The sequence below is a fragment of the Pseudomonas sp. P4_B3 genome, assembly GCF_056402295.1.
On record NZ_JBFUHR010000015.1, the window covers coordinates 65,207 to 90,970 of the forward strand.

Here is a 25,764-nt window from a genome sequence, read left to right on the forward strand (position 1 = left end):
AACCCAGCGAACTTTGCAGAAGAATAGGTCAATCCCGAGAAAGCGATTTTCGCGAATGGAGCCCTTAAAAAGCCATCCCGTTTTATGGGGCCAGGAATCATCACTTACCTAAAGGAAGCTTGCATTTAGTGGCTGGATCTTCAAATCTGCGTTGAAAAATCCGTCGCTGGAGTCCTATTGATGTCATGCCGGCGGTAGTTCATCGCCTTTCCAAATGGAGTCTTGGTGCTAAGCTGCCATCATCATCCTCGGCTGTTCGTGGTCTGAAACCGATCAGCCAATACTTCGAAGGAATGAGATATGGGCTGGAAAGGAACGTTGCGTTCGATGCAGGCAGCTTCGCGCAAAGCTGATCGTAATGCCCAGCGTAGGCAACGTGAACTTCAGGTACGCCAGAAAGAGTACGCCAAGATGGAGGCGCTGGAGCAAGCAGCCTACGAAGTCGAAGTCTACGAAAACAAAATTGATGTCCTGCTCTCCGTGCATAAAGAATGTGGGGAGGAAATAGATTGGCAATCATTCGTTGATAGGGCTGAACCCGTAAAGCCCGCATTCGCAGATACGAGTGAAGCGCAAGCTAAAGCTCAAGCGCAAACCTATAAGCCTGGTTTCTTCGCAAGGTTGCTCAAGCTCGAAGCGCGCCAACGTAAAAACTTGGCTGCCGCCATTGAGACGGGGCGGCTACACGATGTTAAACAGCATGAGGCCGCTGTCGCGAAATGGCGAGTCGAGCATGATTCTTGGCAGCAGGAACTCACGATCGCGCAGGGTGTCCTGAGCGGTACAGGGAAGGCGAAGCTAGAAGCTATCAAGCTCGTCGATCCATTCACGGACATTTCTCATCTCGGCACATCGATCAAGTTCTCAATAGGGGAAACGGGCCTCGTGGAGGCTAGCCTTGGCGTTCATGGTGTTCGCGTAATTCCAGCTGAGATCAAGTCCTTGCTGCAGAGCGGAAAGCTTTCAACGAAGAAGATGCCGGCTGGAAAGTACAATGAGCTTTTGCAGGACTATGTGTGCAGCTGTGTTTTGAGGGTAGGGCGCGAGCTTTTGTCGATGCTCCCTGATGACCTTGTGATCGTGACGGCCGTCGACGATGTGCTGAACTCAGCTACGGGGCATATAGAAGAGTTACCTATATTGAGCGTAGCGCTCTCTAGGCACACCCTGGAAGCATTGAATATGGATTCGATCGATCCTTCCGATTCCATGAAAAACTTCGTGCACAACACATCCTTTAAAAAGACGTCCGGTTTCCAACCTGTTAAAGCGCTTGATGCTCGACAGTTCGTTACTAACGCCTAACAGATAGACGGTATTGGTGATCCGCTTTTGCATGGGCAAATACCGCGGACTCGCCTCTGGATCCCGTTATAAGATAGTGGTCATTTCTGGCGTCTACTTGCCGCGTTGAGCCCACTTACCTCGCTCCGCGTTCATGTGCGCCACCATTAGCAGGATAGGGGAAGCACATGGACGAGGCCGCAAAAATTACGGTTGAGCCTGAAGTAGAGCCAGTCAAAGTTGTAAGCATTCACAGTACCGTCGTCGCAAAGCTAAATCTCGCAGACTATCAAAACGCAGTTCCAGTCATTAGGGAGCTGAGAGTCGTCAATGAAACATCCACCAAGTACAACGACTTGGTATTGACCCTGACCGCCTATCCCGAGGTTTTTAAACCCAAGACCTGGCGCATTGATGCGCTGATGCCGGATGCATTTATGCCCATCCCCGGTCATGACCTTGTACTGGATGGGGTGTTGCTCGGGCGCCTCACTGAAGCGGAAAACGCCACTCTCACTTACACGTTAACCGCATCGGATGCTTCTGCTGAAGATGGTCGAGGCGAAATTGCTCGCCTGGATTTGGCACTGGAGTTGCTGCCTCGCAATCACTGGGGTGGCCTTTCTCATCTGCCGGATATGACTGCGGCGTTTGTTCAACCGAATGATCTTGCGGTGGAGCGGTTGCTCAAGCAGGCGGCTGAGGTATTACGTCAAAGCGAAAAGAGCTCTGCCCTAGATGGATACACCGGTGGAGCGAAAAGAGCCTGGGAGCTGACTTCAGCCATCTGGGCTGCAGTGGCACGTATGAAGCTGGATTACGCACTACCACCGGCGAGCTTTGAGCAAACCGGCCAGAAGGTGCGTAGCCCAAGCCACGTTACGGAACATGGCCTGGCGACGTGTTTCGATCTTGCATTGTTCTTTTGTGCCGCAATTGAGCAGGCAGGTCTTAACCCCGTTCTGGTGTTCACCAAGGGACACGCTTTTGCCGGCTTCTGGCTTAAAGCTGAAGAGTTTTCCACGACTGTCATCGACGACATCACAGCCGTGCGCAAACGTATAAAACTCAAAGAATTGATGTTGTTCGAGACGACCTTTGCGACCCAGCACCCGGTACCGTCCTTCACTTATGCCACTGACCGTGGCGAGCAACTGATTGCTGAAGGGCAGGATGAAGACTTTCACCTGCTGCTGGATGTGCGCAGAGCACGTTTGCAACGTATTAAACCTCTGGCCAGTGCCGACGCGCAGCTTTCTAAGCTGCCGACGGACGATGCTCATAGTGGTGGTTCAGAGCTGTTGGTTGGTATTGCGCCGGCGCTGCCTGATGAGGCCGTTACGGTCGAGATTGATGAACGTCTGCTCGATCCGAAAGATCGTCTGGGACGGTGGCAACGTAAGCTACTGGACTTATCGCTTCGCAATAATTTGCTCAACTTTAAGGCTGGGAAAAAGTCGCTGAAGTTGGAGTCACCTGATCCTGCGGCGTTGGAAGATATCCTGGCCGGCGGTAAGAAGCTGAAATTGCTGACACGTCCCGATCTGATGGATGGGGCCGATCCACGTGACCAGGCGCTGTACGAATTACGTGAGCGAGAAGATGTTCGTCGTCTCCACGCCCTGGATGCCTTGAAACGGTATGAGGTGTTTGTCGGCCTTTCCAGCACTGAAATGGAAGCACGGCTGATCGAACTCTATCGTGGGGCACGTACCGCCTTGCAGGAAGGGGGCTCCAACACCCTTTACCTTGCCCTGGGTTTTCTCAGCTGGGAGCGAGCGGACAAAGGCGGGCAGAAGTACCGGGCACCGCTTGTCCTGATCCCTGTGACGCTTGAGCGCAAAAGCGCGCGTTCCGGCTTTTCGATGGTGCTGCATGACGACGAACCCAGGTTCAACCCGACGCTCATCGAGATGCTTCGCCAAGATTTCGAATTGAATCTTGGGTCACTTGAAACAGAGCTTCCTCGGGATGACTCGGGCCTGGATATTGATGCTATCTGGAAAGCAGTAGGTCGTGCGGTCAAGGACATCGCAGGCTGGGAAGTCGTGGAAGACGTCGTCCTGTCCATGTTCTCCTTTGCAAAATACTTGATGTGGAAAGACCTCGCTGAGAATGCCGAGGCACTCCGCGAAAGCCCGGTCGTTCGGCACCTGTTGGATACTCCGCGAGATGCCTTCCCATCCGACATTACCTTTCCTGAGGATCGACGTCTGGACGTCGACTTCAACCCCCGAGAAGTGTTCTGTCCGTTGCCGTCTGACTCCTCGCAGCTATCCGCTGTGATGGCGGCGTCGAAAGGAAAAGACTTCGTTTTGATTGGCCCACCCGGAACCGGGAAAAGCCAGACCATTGCCAACCTCATCGCACAATCGGTGGCACAAGGCCGACGCGTGCTTTTTGTCTCTGAAAAAATCGCAGCGTTGGATGTCGTTTACCGGCGTCTACGTGAAGTTGGCCTGGGTGAGTTCTGTCTGGAAGTCCATTCCAGCAAAGCGCGCAAAACCGATGTCCTGGCTCAGCTGCAGTCGGCCTGGGATGCGAAGGGAGTTGTGGATTCGGCGACATGGCATGCCGAAGCTGATCGTCTTCAAGCGTTACGTGAGGGCTTGAACACTTACGTAGAGCGGCTGCACCAGCGATATACAAATGGGTACAGCATCTACCATGCGATTGGCGTTGTTTGCGGCGGCGCAGCCATCACGCCAATGAGCATGTCATGGTCATCGCCACATGCTCACACGCGGGAGGATATGGCTGCCTTGCGGGAGTTGTCTGATCGTCTGGAAGTGAATGCACAGGCCATTGGATATGGTGCGCTATCGAGTCATCCACTGAGCCTGGTTGGTCAGGGAGAGTGGTCGCCTTCATGGCAGCAACAACTGATTCAAGCTGCGCGAGAAGTACTGCCTGCCGCGCAAGCTGCAATTCGGGCCGCGGAGAAGTTCAGTGCTGCTACGAGTTTACCCCTCGCGAGTCTAGTTCCTTCAGTTTGCAACGGACTTTCGCTCCTCTCGTCGACATTGCCGTTAGCGGCGGGACATGATTGGCGGTTCGTACTGCGCCCAGACGGTCGCATGATTGCGCAGCGACTGACTGAAAGCAGCACACTTGTAGAGAAGCATCGTGCACTCTGCCAACAACTCTCACCGGTGTGGGCCATCTCGACGGTTAATGCTGCTGAAAAAGGCCTCAGTCTTTTGGCTAGGCGTAGGGCTTTGATGTCGCAGCTCAGTCCCGCATGGCCAGTGCAGACGTTTGAGACATTGAGCCAAGCAATAGAAATGCTTGAGTGCATCGCTGAGGTCACGCAGGAGCTCTCTGTGACCTACACCGATTTCATCGAAACACTTGATGTGCGTGAGTTACTCGGGGATTGGCAAAGCGCAGAGCAGTCGTTCTGGCCCAAGTCCCTGTTGGGGACACGCAAAGTCACAAAGATTCTCTCAACAGCCGTCTCTGGTGATGCAGAGCCTGATGTGGCCAAAGACCTGCGCGCCTGGATTCAGATCCGTGACCTGCGCGATAAACTCGACGCGTTGGAGGTGGGTGATCACTGCGCTCAAATCTGGAGAGGTGCACTATCGGTTGCGCAGCATCTTAAGGCGGCCATTCAACTGCGCCAGGCAATGTTGTGTCTAGCGTCGGACGAGCCTTGGACAGATACCGGGTTTGATGTGGTCGCTGAAGGGCATTGCGGTGAGCAGTTGAAATCAGACCTCTCCCATATGCGCTCCACTGTCTTGCTTGACCAGGAGCTTGCCCCCCTTCACCTGGGCGACCTCACAGAGGGATTGTGGGCTGGGCTTAACACCGACTCTGAATCGTTGTTCGCTGCTATCGCTTTTCAAACCGAGCGTCGCCCAGTGATCGAGCACGGTGGACTTGAGAGTGATCATGCCGCAGTGGCAGCCGGCCACTGCGGAAAGGCCATGCAGGCAGATTTGGCAGTGCTCCAGCAACGACATCTCGTTGAAAAAGCGCTTTCAGAATTTGATGATCTGAGTGCTGTTACCTCGGGGCTATGGGCGGGTCTTAAAACCAAAGTAGACAAGGTCTCGGACGCGGTCGCGTTCCAAGGCAATCTAGCGTCCGCACTAGCGCAGCTCGGCACAACGCCTGAGCTCGTATCTGCTTATCGCAGTGCAATACAGGTACTGCTCGGCGACGCCAATGCACTGCTTGAACCAGAGGGTGTGGTTTGCCAATCAGGTTCTGAATTGCGTCAGTGCTTTGAGTCGCTCCGTCAACGTGCGGATGTTCTGGCGACAGCAGGGCGCTTCTCAGAATCAGGGCAAGCGGACATTCAGCAACTGACGCTTGATGCGCTACTGCATCACTGTGAGGCCATCGTTCGATCTGAACCTGGTGTTCGTGCTTGGTGCGCATGGCGCAAGGTGCGCGAGGAGGCGATCGGCGCCGGTCTTTCAAGTCTGGTTCAGGCGATGGAGGAGAATCTCGTAAACCCTGGCGAAGTCCGTCTATCTTTTGAAACCAATTATGCGCGGTGGTGGCTGAACGCAGTCGTCGACAACGAACCAGTCATTCGTGGTTTTGTCAGTGTTGAACATGAGCAGCGAATTCGAGATTTCAGAGCCCTGGATGATCGCTTCACTGCGTTGACCCGGGACTGGCTGCGAGCTCGCCTTTGTGCAGACCTACCCAATCCGGAGACCGTTACTCGTTCTTCAGAGTGGGGCGTACTGCGGTACGAAATGGGTAAGAAGACTCGTCATTTGCCGCTTCGGGAGTTGATGTCCAAGATCCCTGATGCACTGACGAAACTGACGCCATGCATGCTGATGAGCCCGCTATCCATTGCTCAATACCTCACGCCTGGTGCAAGTGCCTTTGACCTCGTGATCTTCGATGAAGCTTCGCAAATTCCCGTCTGGGATGCTGTCGGAGCCATGGCACGCGGTAAGCAAGTCGTAATGGTGGGCGACCCCAAACAGCTGCCTCCGACATCCTTCTTTGATCGGGCGGAATCAACGGCGGATGATGAAGACGTTGAGGCTGATCTTGAGAGCATTCTTGATGAATGTATCAGTGCGAACCTTCCGACTCGTCATCTTAATTGGCACTACCGCAGTCGCCATGAAAGCTTGATTGCCTTCTCAAACCAACGCTATTACGAGTCTAAACTCGTGACGTTCCCATCACCTGTGACGAATGATCGTGCCGTCAAACTGCACGAGATCGCAGGCGTTTATTCCAAGGGCGGGTCGAGGACTAACCTGATCGAAGCGCGTGCAGTCGTCACTGATGTGGTTGCTCGCCTGCGCTCGCCAGGTTTCCGGGAAAGTAAGTTGACCATTGGGGTGGTGACCTTCAACGGCGAGCAACAAAAGCTCATTGAGGATTTGTTGGACGAAGCGCGTCGTAACGAGCCTTCGCTTGAAGCTTATTTTGCGGACACCGAGCTTGAGCCTCTGTTCGTGAAGAACCTTGAGAGCGTTCAGGGGGATGAGCGAGACATCATCTACTTCTCGACCACCTATGGCCGTGATGCAACAGGCGCCTTGGCAATGAATTTCGGCCCTATTAACCGCCCTGGTGGCGAGCGTCGATTAAACGTCGCAATTACGCGTGCCCGGCACGAGCTATGTGTTTTCGCTAGCTTGCAACCTGAGCAAATAGATCTAACGCGAACCCAAGCGATCGGCGTACGTGACCTGAAGCACTTCCTCGAGTTTGCCCAGCGAGGGCCTCGCGCGTTGGCTGAAGCTGTCACCGGTAGCGTTGGCGGCTTCGATAGCCCTTTCGAGGAAGCCGTTTCCCGTGCACTCACTAGCCGTGGATGGCAGGTGCATACTCAAGTCGGCGTTTCAGCATTCAGAATTGATTTGGGCGTGGTCGACCCTGATGCGCCAGGTCGTTATCTTGCCGGTGTAGAGTGTGATGGGGCGACCTACCATCGCAGCGCCACCGCGCGAGATAGAGACAAACTGCGTGAGCACGTATTACGTGGTCTTGGATGGGAGATTCTTCGCATCTGGTCTACGGATTGGTGGATCAACGCCGTTGGCACCGCTGATCTCATCCATGAACGCCTGACCGCTTTGCTTGCTTTAAGCCGTGCTCAACGGGTTGAGCAAGAAGCGCGAGAAGAGGCTGCCCGTTTGTTAGCGGATGCCGCTGTGGTGGAAGTAATAGAGGTGATCGAGGAGGTCACAAGTTCAGTTACTGAATCGATGATTGTCGAGAGCGCCAGTGACGAAAGTGCAGCTCCAATGAAACAGCACTACGCGGCAGCTGCTTCGCTACCTCAAACTGTGAGTGCTACCCCATCGCAGTACTCCCCAACTGAAGTCGTTTACTACCGAGAATGTGATCCCGCCTCCAGCATTCAGGGAGTGGATCCAGATGCGTTTTTTGAACCCAGCTATTCAGGTGTATTAAGCGCACTCATTGCTCATGTGATCAATGAGGAAGGGCCTATTCTCGATGTGATTCTTGCTCGGCGAGTCGCGAGAGCCCATGGCTGGGTGCGCACCGGATCCAAGATCCGAGAAAGGGTGTCATCGATGGCGAAGAGTACTCACCGTACGACGATAGATGACGTGGGGGAGTTCTACTGGCCAAGCCATATTGGTGACTCTTCTGCCATTGTCTGTCGGCGTCCAGGAGATGAGGCGAGTATCCGTCCGGTTGATGAAGTTTGTGGTGATGAATTGGCCGCACTCGCCCGGGAGCTTCGTGCCAAGGGCAAAGCAGGGGAGGCATTACTCCATGCCATGGCAAGAGAGCTGGGACTTCAGAAGTTGACTGCATCCAGCCGGCTGAGGCTCGAAAAAACAACCCTTTTGGTTCGAGATAACTAATAAATCGCAGCGACCCCGGTGTCGCAAAGTAGCTGATACCGGGATTTTATAAGATACTGTTAAAACGTATTAGCGATGAAAGAGTAGATTTTTTTACATCTCTTTTCTCTTGCTAACCCAGATCACATGGAGGTTTTACATGTCCAAGCTCGCAGAATTTCGTCAACTCGAAAAAAACCTTGCCGAACAGCTCCAAGCTCTCGAAGCTCTGAAAGATGATGCTGGCCTCAAGAAAGAAATAGAATTTGAAACCAAGCTGCGTGCATTGCTGAGTGAGTACAGCTATAGCCTGAAAGACGTGATCAACCTGCTTGATCCGCAATCCCGTCGTCGTGCTCCAGCCACCGAATCTAAAGCCAGCTCACGTAAACCACGCCAGGTGAAGGTCTACAAAAATCCTCATACCGGCGAAGTGGTAGAAACCAAAGGCGGCAACCACAAGACGCTGAAAGAGTGGAAAGCGCAGTACGGCTCAGACACCGTCGAGTCCTGGCTGACCAAGTGATTTTGGTTTGAGTACCAAAGGGGCCCGTGATGGCCCTTTTTTGTTTTTTAACTACGCCTGCAATGGCTTTACGATGCGTTTTAATCAACTTTGGATGCTCAATCGCCGGTAGCCCGAATCACATGTCAGCTGACCAGCGCCATTTAGTACATAGTGAATTATTCAAAATTATGGCCCCGTAATAATTATTGCAGAGCCATAAATTCTCGCATTTTCGCTACGGATGGTTCAGGCGACGATGCCCTCAGATGTTGCGTTGGCCTTGTGCTCAATCTTGTGCGGCTTACCGGGTTCAGTCCTAGGTTTCGCAGTAATCCAGAAATCGCCCGAGACCACGGGTTGGCTGTTTGTCTTTGTGGATGACCCGGTACAGTTTGCGTTTAAGCGAGCCGTTGGGAGAGGGGAGGATGCACAACAGGCCTTGGGCGAGTTCGTTACGCACCATGATGCGCGATACACAGGTGATGCCAGCGCCCGCGATCACGCAGCTTTTGATGGCATTTGCATCGGATATTTCCAGCAGTTGTCGCGGACTGCCGAGCCATGGGCCTATCAAGTGCTCAAGCATGCGTCGAGTACCAGAGCCCTGTTCGCGCAGGATCCAGCGCGCACTGGCCAGCTCTTCAGCACTGGGGTGTGGCTTGTGTGCAAGCGGATGTCCGGGGGCGGCGATCAAGACCAACTCATCCTCTCGCCAGGGACGTACATCGATATCCGGGTGCTGTACCGGCCCCTCGACAAAACCGACGTCCACGCTGAAGTCACAAAGCGACTGAACAATTCTTTCGGTATTTTCTACCTTCAGTTCCAGACGGCTCTCGGGCTCGGCCGCGAGAAATGCTGCTAACCGTTCTGGCAATAGATACCCGCCGATAGTGGTGCTAGCACCGATGCGCAGGTGACAAGTGAGTCGCTGCTGGAAGAGCGTTTCCGCTTCTTGGGCTCCTTCAAGTGTTGCTTTGGCGTGCGGGTAGAACCGCCGGCCATGTTCATTGAGCATCAGGCGCTTGCCGTGCCGATCGAACAGCCGGGTACCGAGTTGATGCTCCAGGTCTTTCAAGGACATGCTGGTCGCTGCCTGGCTGAGGCTGATGTGGTTGCTCGCCCGGGTTACGCTGCCGAGTTCGACGATGGCAATGAAGGTTGCCAGTTGGCGCAGGGTGATGTGGCATTGCATATCAGAATTCCTGATATTACCAATAAGAATATACAGCTTCGTTTAAGTTATATCAGGTTGCAAGCTTGGCTGACCACAAACGAGGTTTCGTCATGCTAGCTCTGAGCCGTTCAAATCGAATGCCCTTCAACCTGCTTATCGGCGTCACCGGTAGTTTCCTGCTGGCTGGTCTAGCGCAATGGTTATCGGCTTCTCCGGTTTTACACGGCACCGGGCTCGGCACACTGACCCTGGCGATGCTTCTGGGCCTGGTGGTAGGTAATCTCGCTCCGGAACGAGTGCACCGGGCTGCTGCTGGCGGCGTGCAATTCTGCAAACAACCGGTCTTGCGTCTGGGTGTTGCACTCTATGGCTTACGCCTGACCATTCACCAAGTGCAAGCCTTAGGCGTGCAGGCATTCGTCACCGATGCGCTTTTGATCCTATCGACGATCAGCCTGGCGATCTGGTTTGGCATAAAAGTTCTGCGAATGGAGCGGGAAACCGCTGTACTGATCGGCGCCGGACATGCTATTTGCGGTGCAGCTGCGATTCTCGCTAGTGCAGGTGTGGTCAAGGCTCGCAACGATCAGGTGGCCATCGGGGTAGCCTGCGTGGTGCTATTCGGCACCTTGGGCATGTTGATTTATCCCTGGGTATTCAGCGTATTGCCGAGCTTGTTCGGGTCTAGCCACAGTTTTGGCATTTTCACCGGCGCGACTTTGCACGAAGTGGCCCAGGTCGTCGCCGCTGGTCAGGCCATGGATCCGCAGGCCGCTGAAGCGGCCATCGTCGCCAAGCTGATTCGAGTGCTGTTGCTGGCGCCGTTCTTAGTCGGCCTAGGGCTTTGGATCAATCGCTGCTCCACACCTGGTCAGAAGGCAGCACCAGTGAAAGTGCCGACTTTCGTAATCGGCTTCATCGTCTGCATGCTGATTAACTCCTGGCTACCAATACCTGAGTCGGTACATCAGCTGATGATTGGCCTGGATGATTTGCTGCTGGCCGCTGCCATGGGTGCCCTTGGTTTCAGTACACGGCTTATCGACCTGCGTAAGGCGGGGCTCAAGCCACTGATTCTGGCATTCGTGCTGACTGTTCAATTGGTTGTACTGGGAGGTGTGCTGAGCTTTGTTTGAGTGAGGTTATGCCGCAATCTCTCTCCCATAAGGCGAGCCAGCGAATCACGCTGGCTTTGTGGTAACTACAAACAGTTTGAGTTTGTGCTGAATACCACACTTATTCCTTAAGGCCAGCCACGATGCTCTTTAATAGAGTCTCAAATTTGTCGACGATTTTTTCCTCGGGAACGCAGGCGTAACCCAGCAGGAGCCCTTGTTTCATAGTAAGGCTGTTTTGGCTGTAATACTGAGACAGTGGGCGAGTTAGAATTCCTCTGGCTCGTGCAAGCTCTACAATTTTTGTATCGCTCGCGTTTTCCGGTAGGCTGAGAGTCAAATGCAGCCCCGCATTATCTGCTTCGGGTGTTAGCCATTCCTGGCCCAGTCGCCTCTGAACAAGTGAGGCCAGCATTTCGCGGCGCTGAGAATAGGTTTTTCGCATCCGAAGGACATGTGAAGCATAGTCGCCATCCATAATAAATTGAGCGACGGCGGATTGAGTGACTATATGTCCTTCGCGGTAAAGCGAGGTGTGAGCTGTTTTAAAGGCCTGAGCCAGTGTTTTTGGCAAAACCATATAACTAAGGCGCAGGCTGGGGAACATAGTCTTGCTAAAGGTTCCCATGTAAATGACAGGCGCATCTTGCTCCAAACCTTGTAGCGCAGGAATGGGGCGCTCTGAAAATCTAAACTCACTGTCATAATCGTCTTCAATAATCCAACTACCCCATTCCCGTGCCAGCGCAATCAGCTTGAGTCTGCGCTCCAGGGACATTACAGAACCTAATGGGTATTGATGAGACGGCGTGACAAAAATAAAGCGCGGGATGGGTGCCTCAATGGCTGGAGGCAGGCACATACCTTCGTGGTCGACCGGGATGGGTATTGTGTTGATGCCATTGGCGATGAATACGGAGCGCGCTCCCCAGTAGCCTGGATCCTCGATCCACGCATTGTCCTGGTGGGCTCCAAGTAAGCGAACAGTCAGATCTATTGCTTGATGTATACCCTCCGTAATAACGATTTGGTCGGCTTCGCACTGTACCGAGCGTACTATCTTCAGGTGGTTTGCTAGTGCTTCCTGCAACATTGGCAAGCCACCGCCGTGGGAGTAGGCGAGCATCTCAGGGGAGGGCTTTCTGGTGAGCCCCCGAGCAAATTTTTGATAAGGAAATAGTGTGACATCGGGCACCCCGGGCATGAATGCGCCCCAGGCTGATGGAGAGGTGGGGGCGGCTTGAATTATCCGATTGCCACGATCTGATAACAGGGTACGGAGTAATTCATGATTAATCTGTGGCTTTCTTGAAATACTTTGTGGATAGGCATCCGGTACGTGGTCACAGACAAAGGTTCCACTGCCTTGTTTGCTCTGTGTATAGCCTTCAGCGTGAAGTTGATTATAAACACTCACTACAGTATTGCGAGCAATGCCTAGTTCGCTGGCAAGGTCTCGTGAGGCTGGAAGCCGTTGGCCAAGCGCAATACTCCCATCAAGAATGGCTGCTCGAAAATGGCGGTACAGCCTTTTGTACGTTGCTTCATCTGAAGGCGCACTCATCCGAAGCAACAACAACTCACTGACGATTGATTTCAATAGTTACACCCGGATCTGGATTGGGGCGAGAGACGCTTCAGTATAGCCCCTGCTGACCTTCCAATATCGATGTATTTCACCAGACTGCCGCTCTCCGAGTAGCACAGCAGAGCCTGCGCGCTGGTAGTGCCAAGCATCATGAGCCAATCGTAGAGGAGGAGTTTATGGGGGAACCAATTGGTGGCCTCCTGCCTGAAATTGGTTCCCCTTGATTTCTCGGAAGTGGTGCTACGTTGGGGGCATTTATTGCTGTTCAATGAGCTGAAGCAACGGTGACATGAGTTGCGCTCAGGGGGCAGGGCACGCTCCGGTATGACAGTTCGATGGGTAAAGAGAGTATCGCTAATTTTTTTCTTCGGATGAAAATATGAAATTTGATTTTGATGTCACCGTAGACAGAAGCGAAACCAGTTCGGAAAAGTGGTGCTATCCAGGATTGGATCTTGCGAGCTCGTCGGCTCGAACGGCGCCCATTCCGATGTGGGTGGCCGATATGGATTTTCGAGCCCCCCCTGTTGTTCTGGAAGCCCTCGCAGACGCGGTAAGCCATGGTGTATTTGGCTACTCTTGCGTCAGCAAAGCGTACACAGAGTCCGTCATTAATTGGCAGCAAAATCGATTTAACTGGACGGTAGACCCGGCTTGGGTTTTGCAAACGGCTGGCGTTGTGGCAGCCCTATCACAAATTATCCGCGCCTTCACGGCCGAAGGTGATGGCGTATTGATGCAGATGCCCGTATATGGCCGTTTTCACAAAACGCCACGTACAACAGGGCGGGTCGTTGTAAATGCACCCCTGATGGAAAACGGCAGTGAGTACCTGTTTGATCCAGAAGTCTTTGAGGCTGTAATCAAAGAACATGCACCGAAACTTTTCATTTTATGCCACCCACACAATCCGGTCGGTAAAGTCTGGACTGAGGATGAATTACGGACAATGGGGGAAATTTGCATACGCCACAAGGTGTTGGTGGTGTCTGATGAAATTCATCAGGATCTGGTTTTCAATCGCCAAAAAAAACATATTCCCTTTGCCAGCTTAGGCGAAAAATTTGCTCAGAACAGCATTACCTGCACGGCGCCAAGTAAAACGTTCAATCTAGCAGGTTTGCAGGTCTCTAATATATTTGTACCTAATCCGCTATTGCGTGAAAGGCTGTCCCATGAGTTGGACGCTAATGGTAATCACGGCGTCAACACGCTGGGGATGATCGCATGCGAAGCTGCTTATCGGCACGGTGCTCCTTGGTTGGAAAGCTTGCTGGACTATATTGAAGGCAATCACCAGTACTTTAACGCTGAAATACAAAAGCATATGCCAGTCTTGAAGTTGTTTAATTCAGATGCGCTGTACCTGGCATGGCTCGATTGTCGTGGCTTGAAGATGGCAGATAAAGAACTGTATGAGTTTATGCTGCACGAGGCCGGGGTCTGGTTTGACAGCGGCGTGAAGTTTGGAGCGGGCGGAGAGGGTTTTATGCGAGTCAATCTTGGTTGTACTAGAGCGACTCTGATTAATGCTGTCTCCAGAATGAGGTGTGTCATTTAAAAGCTGGTAGCGTTACTGAAGATGTATTGTTGTACGCTTAATGTCTGTGGTTAACAATTAAAATAAATTCAACCATGTTGCAAGAGGTCTGTATGAATTGGAAAATTGGTGTTCGATTCGGTATGTCGGCGTTGTTACTCAGTGCCTGGATTCCAGTCTCGGCATATGCCGATCAAATTGCTGATATAAAGAGCAAGGGTGAGTTGGTCTGTGGGACATTGGGCGTTTCCCGAGGCTTCAGTTTTGTTAATCAGGATGACCGTCAACTGGTTGGCTATGAAGTAGATCTTTGTAGTCGGCTGGCTCAGAGTTTGAATGTAAAACCCGTTATGAAAACCTTGGCGGTTGCAGCCCGCATACCCGAGTTGCAACAAGGTAGAGTTGATGTATTGCTTGCGGAGTTGACCGAAACCAAAGAACGCGCCGAAGTCATCGATTTCTCACACGCCTATTTTGTTACCGGCGCAAAGGTGATGGTGAAAAAGGACAGTGGTATCAATGATTTTTCTCAGTTCTCAGGAAGGAAGGTGCTGACTACCAAAGGTAGTACGATGGAGCAGAACTTGAAGAAGGAACTCCCCGGAGTTGGGGTTATTTCTTTTGATACTACTACCCAAGCGTTCTTAGCCTTTGTTCAGGGTAAAGGTGTTGGGTACTGCACCGATGAAATCGGCTTGCTGACAAGTCGGGCTGCGCTCGGCGAAAAAGGAGCAGGATTCGTTCTATTGCCAGGAAGTATTTCAATAGAAAATCTGGGGGTGGGTGTTCGAAAGAATGAGCCAGCACTGTTGTCTCAAGTCAATAAGGTTTTCGCCGAACTTGAGGGGGCAGGAGAGGCCGAAAAGCTATTCATGAAGTGGTTTGGCCCAAATACGGAAATAAATTTTGATCGACGTGATTTCAAGATCGCTGGCACAGATAGCTGATCACGTATCAAATAACCATTGGGCTTGACGCTCCACTCATGACCAGCCCGGTAGTTCTAAACGGGCTGGTATAAATTGGCTATGTAACTTACAGGCATATAGATTATGCAGTCATTTGCTTGGTACATGTTATTAAATGGGGAATACCACGACTGGCTAGTAAGTGGGTTCTTTCTGTCAATCAAACTACTTTTGCTTACGCTGGTGCTGTCGCTGCCTTTGGCAATGGTCATCGCAGTGCTTCGCATGTCTCCGTGGTCAGTTGTACGAGCTATTGGCACGGCTTATGTGGAAGGGATTCGGAACGTTCCATTATTAGCGCACATGTTGTTTTGGTACTTTGGTGCCCCGGAAGTCCTTCCCGAATCTATTAAGGGTTGGCTGTATGAACAAAATGTCGAAATGGTAAGTGCCCTTATAGCCTTGGTTCTCTATACGGCGGCTTACATGGCAGAAGATATTCGAAGTGGGATTCGCGGTATAGCCAAAGAGCAAACGGAAGCCGCTCGTTCGCTGGGATTCTCTTTTTTGCAGACGATGCACTTGGTGATCATTCCACAGTCATTGAGATCTATCGCACCCCCGCTCATCAGTCAAACGCTGAATCTTTGGAAGAACACAAGTATCGCTATGGTTATAGGTGTCGCGGAAATGATGTTTCAAGCGGCGCAGGTGGAAAGCGTGACATTCAAGGGTTTTGAGCCTTACGCCTTTGCAACCCTCGGCTACATTGTGGTTTCTCTGGTGATAAATGCCGGTGCTGTTATCTGTGAGCGGAAATTCCAAATGGGTAGGGCCTGAACGTGTTGGATATCATTAGAGAGTACGGCTTATATTATTTGATCGGTCAGTATCCCCATGGCCCACTGGGTGGGCTATCGATGACCGTTATTATTTCCATTTTAGCGCTTGTCTTGTCTTTTCCATTGGGCGTGGTATTAGGTTTTTGTCAGGCAAGCCCCTATCGCGCTCTTCGGCTGCCTGTAGTTGGCTTCGTGTGCCTGGTTCGTGCAACGCCGTTGCTGATGATCATATTTTGGATTTATTTTTTACTGCCAATCATTATTGGTGAAGCCCCAGGTCAATTTCAGACGGTGCTGGTGTCGCTGGTTGTGTTTGAGGCTGTGTATATTTCCGTGATTATCTGCTCGGGTATTCGCTGCTTGGCCAAAGGGCAGTTTGAAAGCGCTCGTGCTCTAGGCTTGCCATACATGTCGGCCATGAGATTGGTCGTTATGCCTCAAGTGCTTAGAAATATGTTGCCTTCCTTGGTGGGAGAGTTTGTTGCAATTATTAAACTCACCTCCCTCGGTTATGTGGTGAGCCTGTCTGAGGTGACATTTGTGGCCGAGCAAATCAACTCAAGGGTCATTACCAAACCTGCCGAAGTATATACCTTGCTTGCTATGACATATTTTATCTTGTGCTTTGGTATTTCTAGGTTTTCTTATTGGTTGGAGAGACGCCTCTCTGTCCGCGGATACGTGGGGAAGTAGATGATTAGTATCGATAAAGTAAATAAGTGGTACGGCACCTATCACGCACTGGTTGAAGTAACCGCCGAGATCGCCAAGGGAGAGGTCGTCGTGATTTGCGGGCCGTCAGGATCAGGAAAGTCAACTTTGATTCGGACACTGAACCGACTTGAGGATATTAAGGATGGAAAAATAATTATCAATGGAACAAATATTCATGAAGAAGGTGTTGATGTAAATAAGCTTCGAAGTAATATCGGTTTTGTTTTTCAGCAATTCAATTTATTTCCACATTTGACCGTGCTGCAGAACTGTATGCTGGCTCCAATCAGAATTAAAAAGATGCCTAAAGAGGAGGCTCGTGAGTTGGCAATGTCCCTGCTATGTCGGGTAGGACTAGCCAACAAGTCTGAAGCCTATCCCTCAGAGCTCTCTGGTGGTCAGCAGCAACGTGTGGCCATTGCACGAGCTCTTGCAATGAGCCCGCCGGTGATGCTCTTTGATGAACCTACCAGCGCTCTGGATCCAGAAATGGTTGGGGAGGTTTTACAGGTCATGAAAGATCTTGCCAAGGATGGTATGACCATGGCGTGCGTGACGCATGAAATGGGTTTTGCTAGAGAAGTATCAGATCGGGTGATATTCATGGATAAAGGGGAAATCATCGAACAGGCCAAGCCTGAGCAATTTTTCAAAATGCCGGAGCACCCGCGAGCAAAAAGTTTTTTATCCGATATTCTTTCGCCAATGTCTGCAATGGCTCGTCAATTGTGCAACGAATAAAATCTGTAGGAATGTTCTGTGAGGCTCTAAATATGAATAATGCTGACAGTAGAACGTTGTCCGTGGGCGACTGTATTAATAAAGTTAAGAGCATTATCACTGATTCAGTTTTAAATCGCCGTTCGTTGGAGCGTATACAATGCGAGCTTGTCAGCTTGGCTGCCGAGAGTGCTTTTTGGTTGACATCTGAGTTTCCGATAGCGACCCCTCCGGAACGGACTACATTTTATCTAATTCATCAGGATGTAGAAACCGGGATCGCTTTGTACTTGAATGTGATGAGTCCTGGAGAACGAACGCCGATTCATAATCATACCACGTGGGCGTGTATCGCTTCGGTGGAAGGCATTGAGACTAACTATCTCTATCAAAGGATCGATGATGGGACGCAATCGGGGTTCGCTAAGATCATCGAGTGTGGCGTGATAGAAGTTGGCCCTCATAAGAGTATTGGGATTTTTCCGGATGATATTCATGCAGTTATGAATACCGGGTCGACAGTTGTACGCCATCTTCACTTGTATGGGCGTCCGGTGGAGGAACTGCAGGAACGTTTGATGTTCGATCCAAAAAATAATTCATGCAGTCGCATGCCTTTAATCACCGTAGACAATTGGCAGAAATAATAAAGGTGAGAAAATGACTTCGAAGGTTAATTCGCAAACACTGAAAAAGTGGCTTCACGATGGTGCGGAAATTGCGCTGTTTGATGTGCGTGAATTTGGGCAGTTCAGTAATGCGCATATTTTTTTGGCGAGTAATTTGCCCTACAGYCGACTAGAAATTGATATCTTAAGACTGGTGCCGCATTTAAATGTAAGGGTTGTGCTGTGTGATGACGGCGACAGTAATGTGTCTACGCTAGCGGCTCAGCGATTGACTGCCTTAGGCTATACCAACGTTTGGCTACTTGAAGGTGGGAACGCGGCGTGGGCATCCTCGGGCTTTAAGCTGTTTGGTGGTGTCAATGTTCCATCAAAAACATTCGGTGAACTAGTTGAGCAAATTCACCATACCCCACAAATCAGTGCGTCTGAGTTGGTAAGGATGAGGGAGCGCGGCGAGGATTTTATTGTCCTTGACGGTCGCCCTTATGACGAATTCCAGCAAATGAACATTCCAGGCGCATCGTGCTGTCCGAATGGTGAGCTTGCCTATCGTATTCAGCATCTGGCGCCTGAGGAAAGTACAAAGATAGTCATCAATTGTGCTGGCCGTACTCGCAGCCTGATCGGTGCTCAAACGCTGATCAATTTTGGCGTCAAAAACCCCGTGTATGCACTAGAGAATGGAACGCAAGGGTGGTTTCTCGCTGATTTTCCTCTTCAGTATGGGAGTCAGGACTGCTATCCCGCGCTTGAATCACGTGAAGCTCAACCAGCGACTCGACAGGCCGCTGAGCGATTGGCCTTACGCTATGATGTCCCAGTCGTGGATGCTGCAACATTCAGCCAGTGGCTACAGGACGATGATCGCTGTGTGTTTTTATGTGATGTCCGTACGGAGGAGGAATTCCAAGCGGGTTCACTTCCAGGCGCTCAACACACACCGGGTGGCCAACTTGTACAGGCCACCGACGAGTTTGTCGGCGTACGCAATGCGCGTGTAGTTCTGTTTGATTCCGAGCAAGTACGTGCGCTGGTAACCGCAAGTTGGCTTAAGCAGATGGGATGGCAGGTCTATGTGCTTAAAGAAGGGGTTAATGCGGTACTGCCTGGAGTTGATGCCCTGCAAGATGCCTTGCCATCGCTCCAGTGGATCGGTTGTGGAGAGGTGGCCGAGGGCTTGGCGAGTGGGCAGTTGATCGCCTACGATCTAAGGTCTAGTACGCAATACCGCAAACTCCATGCTGAAAACTCTATCTGGTCAATTCGACCTTCATTGCTAAAAGCCGCATCTGGTTTGCCTTTGCCAGTTGTCCTGATTGCAGATGATCCGAGGGTCGCCAGGCTGGCTGGAGGTGACCTGCTCAGGGCGGGAGTCACTGATGTGCGTATCTTGCGAGGTGGCTTCAATGCTTGGTTGAGACTGGGGTTGCCGACAGAGTCGACACCGGAAAATCCGACGTACGCCGACTGCATTGATTACTTGTTTTTTGAGCATCAATTGCAGGAAAGCAAAGAGGCTGCCCGCCGATATCTGACTTGGGAAATTGATCTCACAGCACAGCTGGATCAGGAAGAACGCTCAATATTTAAACTCAAAGCATGAACTCTCCCGAAAAGTAGAAAGTTTAGTGTGTTTGATTTAATGTGCGTTTCGAAGTTTTACATATTTTTAATTTATTCAGTGTGGTAGGCCGATAAAGCCCACATATGTAATGATGTGGGCTTTATCGGAGCTGGATTTACCACTTGGCCACACGCAGTCAACCAAACTTGAGACCTACTCACTCAAGCGTCATGAGCACCGCTAATGCCATGTTGATGAACTCTTCGTTTTTGCTGAGCCTTGCCAGCGCGCCGCGCACATTGCCCCCAACCTCACCTGAGCCACGCTGCTCGACCCAAAGGGTAATCTCCATGATCGCGGCTTCGAGGGCTAGCTGGTTCTGATTGATCTTGAATAGTAGGGAAGGGAGTAGGTCTGCGTTCGCCATCGTGATTCCTCAGTGGAAGAGGTCAGCGTACCAGGAGCTATAGCTGAGAGATGGGAGGATCAAATCAAGATGCGGACAACGTGTTGTGATCTACCTTGGATGGCCAGCATTGAAGGTGGAGCAAGTACTGTGTGACTCGGCCCTATTTCTGAAAACGTCCGCACTCGTGAGCCATGCCAGGTGAGTATCTATTAAAATCCTCACACTGGCGAAGTCGTCGAAACCAAAGGCGGCAATCACAGAACGCTGAAGGAATGGAAAGCAGAATACGGCTCCGCGACCGTTGAGTCCTGGCTGACCAAGTGATTTTGGTTTGAGTACAACAAAGGCCCGTCGAGGGCTTTTGTTGTAATTGAGCAGGACTCTTTGAATGAGGGATGGACGATTAATCGCTTGGTCGAGCCTTGCTAGCTGGCATACGACAGCTGCGACCGGGGGGCATATTACTAGCTGTCCGTGCGTGAGGTCTTCATCGATTTAGCTTAAAAGATCGGCTATGGACTCTGCTGCAAGTTGGTAGGATCGACAGCGGGCTTGTGGATCATAGATCCGGGCGTCGATCATGAGCTCGTCAGCCTTAGTGAATTCTAAGAACTGCACAAGGCCGCTACGGACGTCATCCGAAGTGCCTATTGCCGTGAATGCGAGCTCTTGCTCCAAGCTCTGGCGTAAATTCGGCGATATCCGTTCCATGAAGCCTTCTTCAGGTGCCGGCAATAGCGTTGGCTGACCTGTGTGAACCCCTGCCACCCATTTACGGTGGGAGCTCGCGATCATTTCAGCCTCTGCCCGAGTGTCTGCGGCGAACACATTGATCCCTGCCATGACGTAAGGTTTGGAAAGATGGCGAGAGGGTTTGAATTTCCTGCGGTAGACCGATAGTGCCTCTTCAATCATCCTCGGTGCGAAGTGAGAAGCGAACGCATAGGGTAAGCCGAGCTCCGCTGCAAGGCTTGCGCCGTATGTACTCGATCCCAAAATCCAGACTGGGATGTTTTGGCCGGCGCCTGGGACAGCTTGTACACCTTGATGACCTTTTCCTTCGAAGTAGTTGAGAATCTCTAGAACGTCGTTTGGAAACTGGTTCGGGTGCGCATCTAACGACCTTCTCAGCGCTCGTGTAGTAGCTTGGTCTGCCCCCGGTGCCCGACCTACCCCAAGATCAATCCTGCCAGGGTAGAGCGTTTCCAAGGTGCCGAATTGTTCGGCAATCAAGAGTGGGGCGTGGTTTGGTAGCATGATCCCCCCCGAGCCAAGTCGGATCGACTTCGTGTGGGCAGCCAAATGGCTCATGAGCAAGGTGGTGGAGGAGGAGCCGATCCCTGGCATGTTGTGGTGTTCAGCCAGCCAATATCTGCGGAAGCCACATTGCTCGACATGCTGAGCCAGCTTTACCGAGTTCGCGTAGGTCTGCGCAAGAGTGCTGCCGGCATTAATAGGTACGAGGTCAAGAATGGAGAGAGCTGTCATGGTGCTCCTGATTTATGCAATGCTTACTTCGGTGTTGCAACTGCACTAACTAAGCAACTACCGGTACTCGGATTAATGTTTCGCATTGGCTACAGGCCCATCAAGCCCTATGCATGCCAACAGTTCGGCTGAGCGCCGTCAGCTGGGAGGCGATAAGTTTCTTAGTCGCTTCGTCAGTAATTTGTCCTAGCTCCTGGTCAACCTTTGCGGGGATTTGGCTGATCATGATCTCAGGCTTGTTTAGCACCATCGCGTCGAGGAATACCAAAATCTGGCGCAGATGATATTGCGCTCTTGCACCACCGATCATGCCAGGCGATCCGCTCTGAATCGCCACCGGCTTGCCTGCAAAAGGTGTCTCAGGAAGGCGAGATATCCAATCCAAGGCGTTCTTCAGCGCCCCTGGTACGGAGTAGTTGTACTCCGGGGTTACGATGATGACTGCGTCAGCTTGTTTGATGGACTGGCCCATCCGGACTACGGAGTCTGGGAAGCCTTCGGCCTGAACGTCCGCATCGTAATGTGGAATTTCTTGGATTGGGCCGAGGAGTTCGATTGATACCCCCTCTGGAGCAAGCGACTGCAGCGAGCGAGCCAGAGTACCGTGGTACGAGGCTTTTCTCAGGCTGCCGAGGAGTGCGACGAAATGCTGTGCTTCCATGTTGAAGTCCTATCTGTAGTTCTGGTGGGTGCAGATGACTTGTGGATTAGCGGGGCGGGGATAAGTGATCAGTGACCTCAGGAAGGTCAGGCCATCAAGCTTGTTCCTGCCCCACACTGCGTGTGGGTGCTCGGAGTAGAGCTGTACCTGGAGTGGTTGGACGGCGAGTGCAAAATCCAAAAGCCAAAAGCCCGAACCAAGTCCATGGCGACAGTCATTGGGCCGCTATTGCAACGCCGTAGGAGTTTTCGAAGAAGCGATAGCGAGTGATCAGATCGTCGGTGACCTCAAATTCGATCGCAAACTCACTCGTAATCGTCTTACCGGTGCGCAGCACCTTGCACTCCAGCGAGCCGAGAGCGACGCCGCGCTCATGCTCGGCCATCACCGTGGTGATATCGAAGCTGATTGGCTGGAGGTATTGGCCGAAGTCTCGGTAAAACGCGGCTACCGCCTGACGACCTTTACGCTCTCCAACCCAAGGGGCGATATCTGGCGCGCCGGGGATGCTCCAATCAACGTTTGGGCAAAAGCTCTCTGAAATAGATTCTGGGCTTTGGCCACTGGAAATCTTTGTGAACAAATTGCGAATGACTTCGAGGGTTTTTTCAGTGCTCATGGTTTCAAGCTCCAGTGAAGAGATGAAAAACCGGCTTTCAGCCATTGATGACTAAAAGCTCGGCATCACGGCTCAAACTTACTTATCGAACTGTTTGATGGTCGCCTGGAAAGCGCGGTTGGCCATGATTTCCAGTGGAAGCTTGCGCTCAACGTCAGAAAGGATTTCCAGACCCCATGGGCCTTCGTAGCCAGCCGCCTGGACTGCTTTGATGAAAGCCTGCACGTCGAACACACCTTCACCTGGCAAGCAGCGCTTGTGAATGGTGTCCATCCACAATGGTTCTACGGCATATTTGTGGGCGTCGTTGAGCTCGATCGACTTGATGAAGCGTGCAGGGATTTTGGCGATTTCGCTGAAATCGACGCCGCCACGGTTTAGGTGCCAGATGTCCAGGAGAATGCCACCGTTAGGCTGATTCGCGCCTTCCACGATGGCCAGTGCGGTCTCTACCGTGCGGACGTTACTGAAAGGCATGATCTCCAGTACGATGTTCACACCGACCTCTGCTGCTTGTTGGCAGAGCAGGGTGAACTCTTTGATCATCAACTTGATATCTGCGACGTCTTCGCCAATACCAGGGCCAATCTTGATGGAGCGAGCGCCCAGTTCTTTGGCGGCGTGAATCAGCTCTTGGCGCACCTTGTCCGACTGACGACGGCGCTCACCGCTGTGGTACCAGTCAACAAGGAACTCCAGCTCAACGTGTTTGATACCGTTGTCTTGAAGGATCTGCTTCATGGCCGGGAAGCCGATCTTGTCGACTGTATCCATCATCCCATTGTGAACCAGGCCGATACCTTTGAAGCCTGCGTTTGCGGCAGCCTCCATACGATCCTTGAAGGAAAATGGGCTGACTTCGCTTGGGCCCATCGGGTAAATATCGCCAGCAATTGTCCAGTAGGCTGCCAACAGTTCAATGTTTTGAGTAGTCATTTCGAATCCTCTGTATCCAGGTTGTGAATCAACGTGGATCAGATTAAGGTAGAGATTCGGTGTGATAAACTACATAAAACTCCTTATAGAGTTGACTAAAGGTTGACAATGGCTCAGGTCGAACAAGCTCTCAGTGGTGTCCTGATTTTTGTCGCGGCAGCCCGCGCGGGGAGTTTTACCGTTGCGGCTGATCGCCTTGGCATCACGAAATCGGCGGTGGGGAAGAGCATCGCGAAACTGGAAGAGCGACTCGGTTGCAAACTGTTCCACCGCACCACTCGTAGCCTCGGGCTCACGGTGGATGGCGAGGCTTACTTTGCAAGCTGCTCAGTGGCTTTGGACGAGATTCTGGCAGCGGAAGCGTTCTTGACCAGCCATCAGCAAACGCCCAGCGGACGACTCAGAATCGATCTTCCAGCAGCCTATGGGCGAAGTATTGTCCTTCCGGTGTTGCTAGACATCATCGATACCAATCCCGAGCTCAAGCTGACAGTGACGTTCACAGATCATGTAATTGATCTGATTGAAGAGGGCATTGATCTGAGCATCCGATTCGGAACGCTGAAGGACTCCAGCGGCCTCATAGCGCGCCGTTTAACAGTTCAAAAACAGATCATTTGTGCTGCGCCACGGTATCTTGAAAAGCGCGGCTGTCCTGAGTCATTGGAGGACTTGCAGAACCACAGCTGCATAGTGAATTTCCGGAAAGGGCAGCGGTTAAGCTGGAGCGTTCTTGATAATGCCGGACAGCTCACGAGGATCATTCCTCCGGGTACCCATGAGGTGGGTGACGGTGATGCAATCGTTGCCATGACAGTCGCTGGTCACGGCATCTGTCAGATGCCCAGCTCTCTGGTGCGCGATCATCTACAGGCAGGGCGTCTGGTACCTGTTTTGGAGCAATACAGCCCTGGAGATGTAGAAATTCATGCAGTCTGGCCACAGACGCGTCACCTGCTGCCCAAGGTTCGGCGGGTGGTGGACGAACTGGTGGTTCGAGCTGAACGAGGCGCGTTGGATTGATGTTTCGCGTCGATTGAATTGAAGGGCAATGAAGTTGGGATTTGTCGTGCGTTCAATGAAAGCCGACGGAATGGGATAGTGAGCTAACGGCCAGGTGATCGAGTGACGTACGCAAACGGATTTTTCGTACGACGTCGATAACAATCCAGTTCTACTTTACTCACCAGCAAACTGGATCAGGAACTTCGGAGCTGTTTGGCCTGACTCATTCATGCGTTCGAGCAGCGTCACCGCTGACTCAGGGGGAGCTATTTGCGCGATTAGCCGTTCCGGATCGATTTTCCCTCTGGCAAAAAGGCTGAGCGTTTCGCCATAACAATCAATGCCGTGCAAAATGCCATGAATTGTCAGATCTTTTAACGCAATGTCTGCCTGGTTCACATTCTTCGAAGGGGCGCTTGCAAGCCCTATAAGCGCGAGCCGAGCGCCCATATCAGCGATGTCGCACGCCAGGCTCATAGCCGACCCTGTGCCGGAGGTTTCGATGACAACGTCGTAGTTATTACGCTGAGCTTTTTTCGGGGACAGAACATGTGTTGCCCCCAGTTCAAGTGCAAACTGGAGTTCTGACTCAGCAAGACCAATCACATCGACTGTACGGGCGGTCTGTTTTGCCACGAGCAGGCTCATAAGGCCCAAGGTGCCTGAGCCGATCACGGCGACTCTGTCAGTCATGTTGATCTGAGTGCGAGCACACGCGCTGTATGCGCTGACCATCGGTTCGGTAAGGGTGGCTGATTTCAACGAGACGCCACCGGGAACGACTGTTACCGCATAGTCCGGAACTGCGATGTAGTCAGCAGCAGCTCCGGGCATAAAACGCTGGCCAACTTCCTTGAGGTTTCGGCATTGTTGTCGTTTTCCTCGCTGACATCGGTCACATTTTAGGCATGGAACCATGCTGTGGCCGACCACGCGGGCACCAATTTGCGGGTGTTTGACGCCTTCGCCAACTGCAACCACTATGCCGGTGTATTCGTGTCCGAAGATAAACGGATATTGAATGTAGCCCTTTTCAATATAGAAACTGTTTCCCGAATACAGATGGGAGTCAGTGCCGCAAATGCCAACATACGCAGTTTTGACGATGATCTCTCCGGGCTTGGTTACCGGCGCGTCGACCTCACCCAAGTTGAGTTGAGAAGGGCCACTCATCAAGAGCGCTTTCATCTTGTGTTTGTTACACATAGCTACTCCATGTGTCGCGCATGCCTCTACTACTCAAAGCGAGAGATT

Annotated in this window: 20 protein-coding genes and 1 pseudogene; 13 read left to right on the forward strand and 8 right to left on the reverse strand. The window is 51.9% G+C overall.

Translation table 11 applies throughout. The annotated features are described in order from the left end of the window. Positions 1-300 precede the first annotated feature (300 nt). From AC1DWG_RS18615 to AC1DWG_RS18625, 3 genes are all read left to right on the forward strand, one after another. Positions 301-1,305, forward strand: coding sequence for a hypothetical protein (locus AC1DWG_RS18615; protein ID WP_477788154.1), 1,005 nt, complete (start codon positions 301-303; stop codon positions 1,303-1,305). A gap of 167 nt (positions 1,306-1,472) precedes the next feature. After that, positions 1,473-8,108: a DUF3320 domain-containing protein gene (locus tag AC1DWG_RS18620; RefSeq protein ID WP_477788155.1), complete on the forward strand. Its 6,636-nt coding sequence runs from the start codon at positions 1,473-1,475 to the stop codon at positions 8,106-8,108. A gap of 139 nt (positions 8,109-8,247) precedes the next feature. Beyond that, positions 8,248-8,613 (forward strand): histone-like nucleoid-structuring protein, MvaT/MvaU family, encoded by a 366-nt coding sequence (locus tag AC1DWG_RS18625; protein WP_477788156.1) that lies wholly within the window; start codon positions 8,248-8,250, stop codon positions 8,611-8,613. Between the two features lie 298 nt (positions 8,614-8,911). Here the strand turns inward: AC1DWG_RS18625 and AC1DWG_RS18630 are convergent, their stop codons facing one another. Further along, on the reverse strand, positions 8,912-9,790 hold the full coding sequence (locus AC1DWG_RS18630) for a LysR family transcriptional regulator (protein WP_477788157.1): 879 nt from the start codon (positions 9,788-9,790) through the stop codon (positions 8,912-8,914). Positions 9,791-9,882: 92 nt separating this feature from the next. Here AC1DWG_RS18630 and AC1DWG_RS18635 point away from each other — a divergent pair, with 92 nt between their 5' ends. Then, positions 9,883-10,908, forward strand: coding sequence for a YeiH family protein (locus AC1DWG_RS18635; RefSeq protein WP_477788158.1), 1,026 nt, complete (start codon positions 9,883-9,885; stop codon positions 10,906-10,908). A gap of 100 nt (positions 10,909-11,008) precedes the next feature. Here the strand turns inward: AC1DWG_RS18635 and pdxR are convergent, their stop codons facing one another. Further along, entirely contained in the window at positions 11,009-12,487 is a 1,479-nt protein-coding gene (pdxR, locus tag AC1DWG_RS18640; RefSeq protein WP_477788159.1) for a MocR-like pyridoxine biosynthesis transcription factor PdxR, read from the reverse strand. Between the two features lie 367 nt (positions 12,488-12,854). Here pdxR and AC1DWG_RS18645 point away from each other — a divergent pair, with 367 nt between their 5' ends. The 7 genes from AC1DWG_RS18645 to AC1DWG_RS18675 all read left to right on the forward strand — a co-directional run bounded on the left by AC1DWG_RS18645 (position 12,855) and on the right by AC1DWG_RS18675 (position 19,431). After that, positions 12,855-14,036 carry a MalY/PatB family protein gene (locus AC1DWG_RS18645; protein WP_477788160.1) on the forward strand — a complete coding sequence of 394 codons (1,182 nt, stop codon included), beginning with the start codon at positions 12,855-12,857 and terminating at the stop codon, positions 14,034-14,036. A gap of 92 nt (positions 14,037-14,128) precedes the next feature. Continuing rightward, positions 14,129-14,962 carry a transporter substrate-binding domain-containing protein gene (locus AC1DWG_RS18650; protein WP_477788161.1) on the forward strand — a complete coding sequence of 278 codons (834 nt, stop codon included), beginning with the start codon at positions 14,129-14,131 and terminating at the stop codon, positions 14,960-14,962. Between the two features lie 105 nt (positions 14,963-15,067). After that, positions 15,068-15,763, forward strand: a complete 696-nt coding sequence (locus AC1DWG_RS18655; protein ID WP_477788162.1) for an amino acid ABC transporter permease — start codon at positions 15,068-15,070, stop codon at positions 15,761-15,763. Positions 15,764-15,843: 80 nt separating this feature from the next. Beyond that, positions 15,844-16,458, forward strand: a complete 615-nt coding sequence (locus tag AC1DWG_RS18660) for an amino acid ABC transporter permease (RefSeq protein WP_477788163.1) — start codon at positions 15,844-15,846, stop codon at positions 16,456-16,458. Further along, a complete protein-coding gene (locus tag AC1DWG_RS18665; RefSeq protein ID WP_477788164.1) occupies positions 16,459-17,220 on the forward strand; it encodes an amino acid ABC transporter ATP-binding protein in 762 nt (253 codons plus the stop codon). 32 nt (positions 17,221-17,252) lie between these two features. Next, positions 17,253-17,846: a cysteine dioxygenase family protein gene (locus tag AC1DWG_RS18670; protein ID WP_477788165.1), complete on the forward strand. Its 594-nt coding sequence runs from the start codon at positions 17,253-17,255 to the stop codon at positions 17,844-17,846. Positions 17,847-17,859: 13 nt separating this feature from the next. Further along, positions 17,860-19,431, forward strand: coding sequence for a rhodanese-like domain-containing protein (locus AC1DWG_RS18675; protein ID WP_477788166.1), 1,572 nt, complete (start codon positions 17,860-17,862; stop codon positions 19,429-19,431). 178 nt (positions 19,432-19,609) lie between these two features. Here the strand turns inward: AC1DWG_RS18675 and AC1DWG_RS18680 are convergent, their stop codons facing one another. Next, on the reverse strand, positions 19,610-19,819 hold the full coding sequence (locus tag AC1DWG_RS18680; protein ID WP_477788167.1) for a hypothetical protein: 210 nt from the start codon (positions 19,817-19,819) through the stop codon (positions 19,610-19,612). A 195-nt stretch (positions 19,820-20,014) separates the two neighbouring features. Between AC1DWG_RS18680 and AC1DWG_RS18685 the strand changes: the two are divergent. Continuing rightward, positions 20,015-20,125, forward strand: a pseudogene (locus AC1DWG_RS18685) (transcriptional regulator); the annotation flags it as partial. A 171-nt stretch (positions 20,126-20,296) separates the two neighbouring features. Here the strand turns inward: AC1DWG_RS18685 and AC1DWG_RS18690 are convergent. The 4 genes from AC1DWG_RS18690 to AC1DWG_RS18705 form a co-directional block, all read right to left on the reverse strand. Beyond that, positions 20,297-21,289, reverse strand: coding sequence for an LLM class flavin-dependent oxidoreductase (locus tag AC1DWG_RS18690; RefSeq protein WP_218432229.1), 993 nt, complete (start codon positions 21,287-21,289; stop codon positions 20,297-20,299). Positions 21,290-21,389: 100 nt separating this feature from the next. Then, the gene (locus AC1DWG_RS18695) at positions 21,390-21,950 is read right to left on the reverse strand and encodes an NADPH-dependent FMN reductase (RefSeq protein ID WP_218432231.1); all 561 of its coding nucleotides are present in this window, start codon (positions 21,948-21,950) and stop codon (positions 21,390-21,392) included. A gap of 214 nt (positions 21,951-22,164) precedes the next feature. Next, entirely contained in the window at positions 22,165-22,569 is a 405-nt protein-coding gene (locus AC1DWG_RS18700) for a nuclear transport factor 2 family protein (RefSeq protein WP_477788168.1), read from the reverse strand. A 78-nt stretch (positions 22,570-22,647) separates the two neighbouring features. Further along, complete coding sequence (locus AC1DWG_RS18705; protein WP_477788169.1) at positions 22,648-23,505, reverse strand: sugar phosphate isomerase/epimerase family protein; 858 nt, start codon at positions 23,503-23,505, stop codon at positions 22,648-22,650. A 108-nt stretch (positions 23,506-23,613) separates the two neighbouring features. Here AC1DWG_RS18705 and AC1DWG_RS18710 point away from each other — a divergent pair, with 108 nt between their 5' ends. Continuing rightward, positions 23,614-24,528, forward strand: a complete 915-nt coding sequence (locus AC1DWG_RS18710; RefSeq protein ID WP_477788170.1) for a LysR family transcriptional regulator — start codon at positions 23,614-23,616, stop codon at positions 24,526-24,528. Positions 24,529-24,684: 156 nt separating this feature from the next. Here AC1DWG_RS18710 and AC1DWG_RS18715 read toward each other — a convergent pair whose 3' ends face one another. After that, entirely contained in the window at positions 24,685-25,716 is a 1,032-nt protein-coding gene (locus tag AC1DWG_RS18715) for a zinc-dependent alcohol dehydrogenase (RefSeq protein ID WP_477788171.1), read from the reverse strand. Positions 25,717-25,764 lie beyond the last annotated feature (48 nt).

Bases quoted from the DNA above. Each gene is read 5' to 3' on its own strand.
- AC1DWG_RS18615 (WP_477788154.1), top strand. From the start codon at position 301: ATGGGCTGGAAAGGAACGTTGCGTTCGATGCAGGCAGCTTCGCGCAAA.
- AC1DWG_RS18620 (WP_477788155.1), top strand. From the start codon at position 1,473: ATGGACGAGGCCGCAAAAATTACGGTTGAGCCTGAAGTAGAGCCAGTC.
- AC1DWG_RS18625 (WP_477788156.1), top strand. From the start codon at position 8,248: ATGTCCAAGCTCGCAGAATTTCGTCAACTCGAAAAAAACCTTGCCGAA.
- AC1DWG_RS18630 (WP_477788157.1), bottom strand. From the start codon at position 9,790: ATGCAATGCCACATCACCCTGCGCCAACTGGCAACCTTCATTGCCATC.
- AC1DWG_RS18635 (WP_477788158.1), top strand. From the start codon at position 9,883: ATGCTAGCTCTGAGCCGTTCAAATCGAATGCCCTTCAACCTGCTTATC.
- AC1DWG_RS18645 (WP_477788160.1), top strand. From the start codon at position 12,855: ATGAAATTTGATTTTGATGTCACCGTAGACAGAAGCGAAACCAGTTCG.
- AC1DWG_RS18650 (WP_477788161.1), top strand. From the start codon at position 14,129: ATGAATTGGAAAATTGGTGTTCGATTCGGTATGTCGGCGTTGTTACTC.
- AC1DWG_RS18655 (WP_477788162.1), top strand. From the start codon at position 15,068: ATGCAGTCATTTGCTTGGTACATGTTATTAAATGGGGAATACCACGAC.
- AC1DWG_RS18660 (WP_477788163.1), top strand. From the start codon at position 15,844: ATGACCGTTATTATTTCCATTTTAGCGCTTGTCTTGTCTTTTCCATTG.
- AC1DWG_RS18665 (WP_477788164.1), top strand. From the start codon at position 16,459: ATGATTAGTATCGATAAAGTAAATAAGTGGTACGGCACCTATCACGCA.
- AC1DWG_RS18670 (WP_477788165.1), top strand. From the start codon at position 17,253: ATGAATAATGCTGACAGTAGAACGTTGTCCGTGGGCGACTGTATTAAT.
- AC1DWG_RS18680 (WP_477788167.1), bottom strand. From the start codon at position 19,819: ATGGCGAACGCAGACCTACTCCCTTCCCTACTATTCAAGATCAATCAG.
- AC1DWG_RS18690 (WP_218432229.1), bottom strand. From the start codon at position 21,289: ATGACAGCTCTCTCCATTCTTGACCTCGTACCTATTAATGCCGGCAGC.
- AC1DWG_RS18695 (WP_218432231.1), bottom strand. From the start codon at position 21,950: ATGGAAGCACAGCATTTCGTCGCACTCCTCGGCAGCCTGAGAAAAGCC.
- AC1DWG_RS18700 (WP_477788168.1), bottom strand. From the start codon at position 22,569: ATGAGCACTGAAAAAACCCTCGAAGTCATTCGCAATTTGTTCACAAAG.
- AC1DWG_RS18705 (WP_477788169.1), bottom strand. From the start codon at position 23,505: ATGACTACTCAAAACATTGAACTGTTGGCAGCCTACTGGACAATTGCT.
- AC1DWG_RS18710 (WP_477788170.1), top strand. From the start codon at position 23,614: ATGGCTCAGGTCGAACAAGCTCTCAGTGGTGTCCTGATTTTTGTCGCG.
- AC1DWG_RS18715 (WP_477788171.1), bottom strand. From the start codon at position 25,716: ATGTGTAACAAACACAAGATGAAAGCGCTCTTGATGAGTGGCCCTTCT.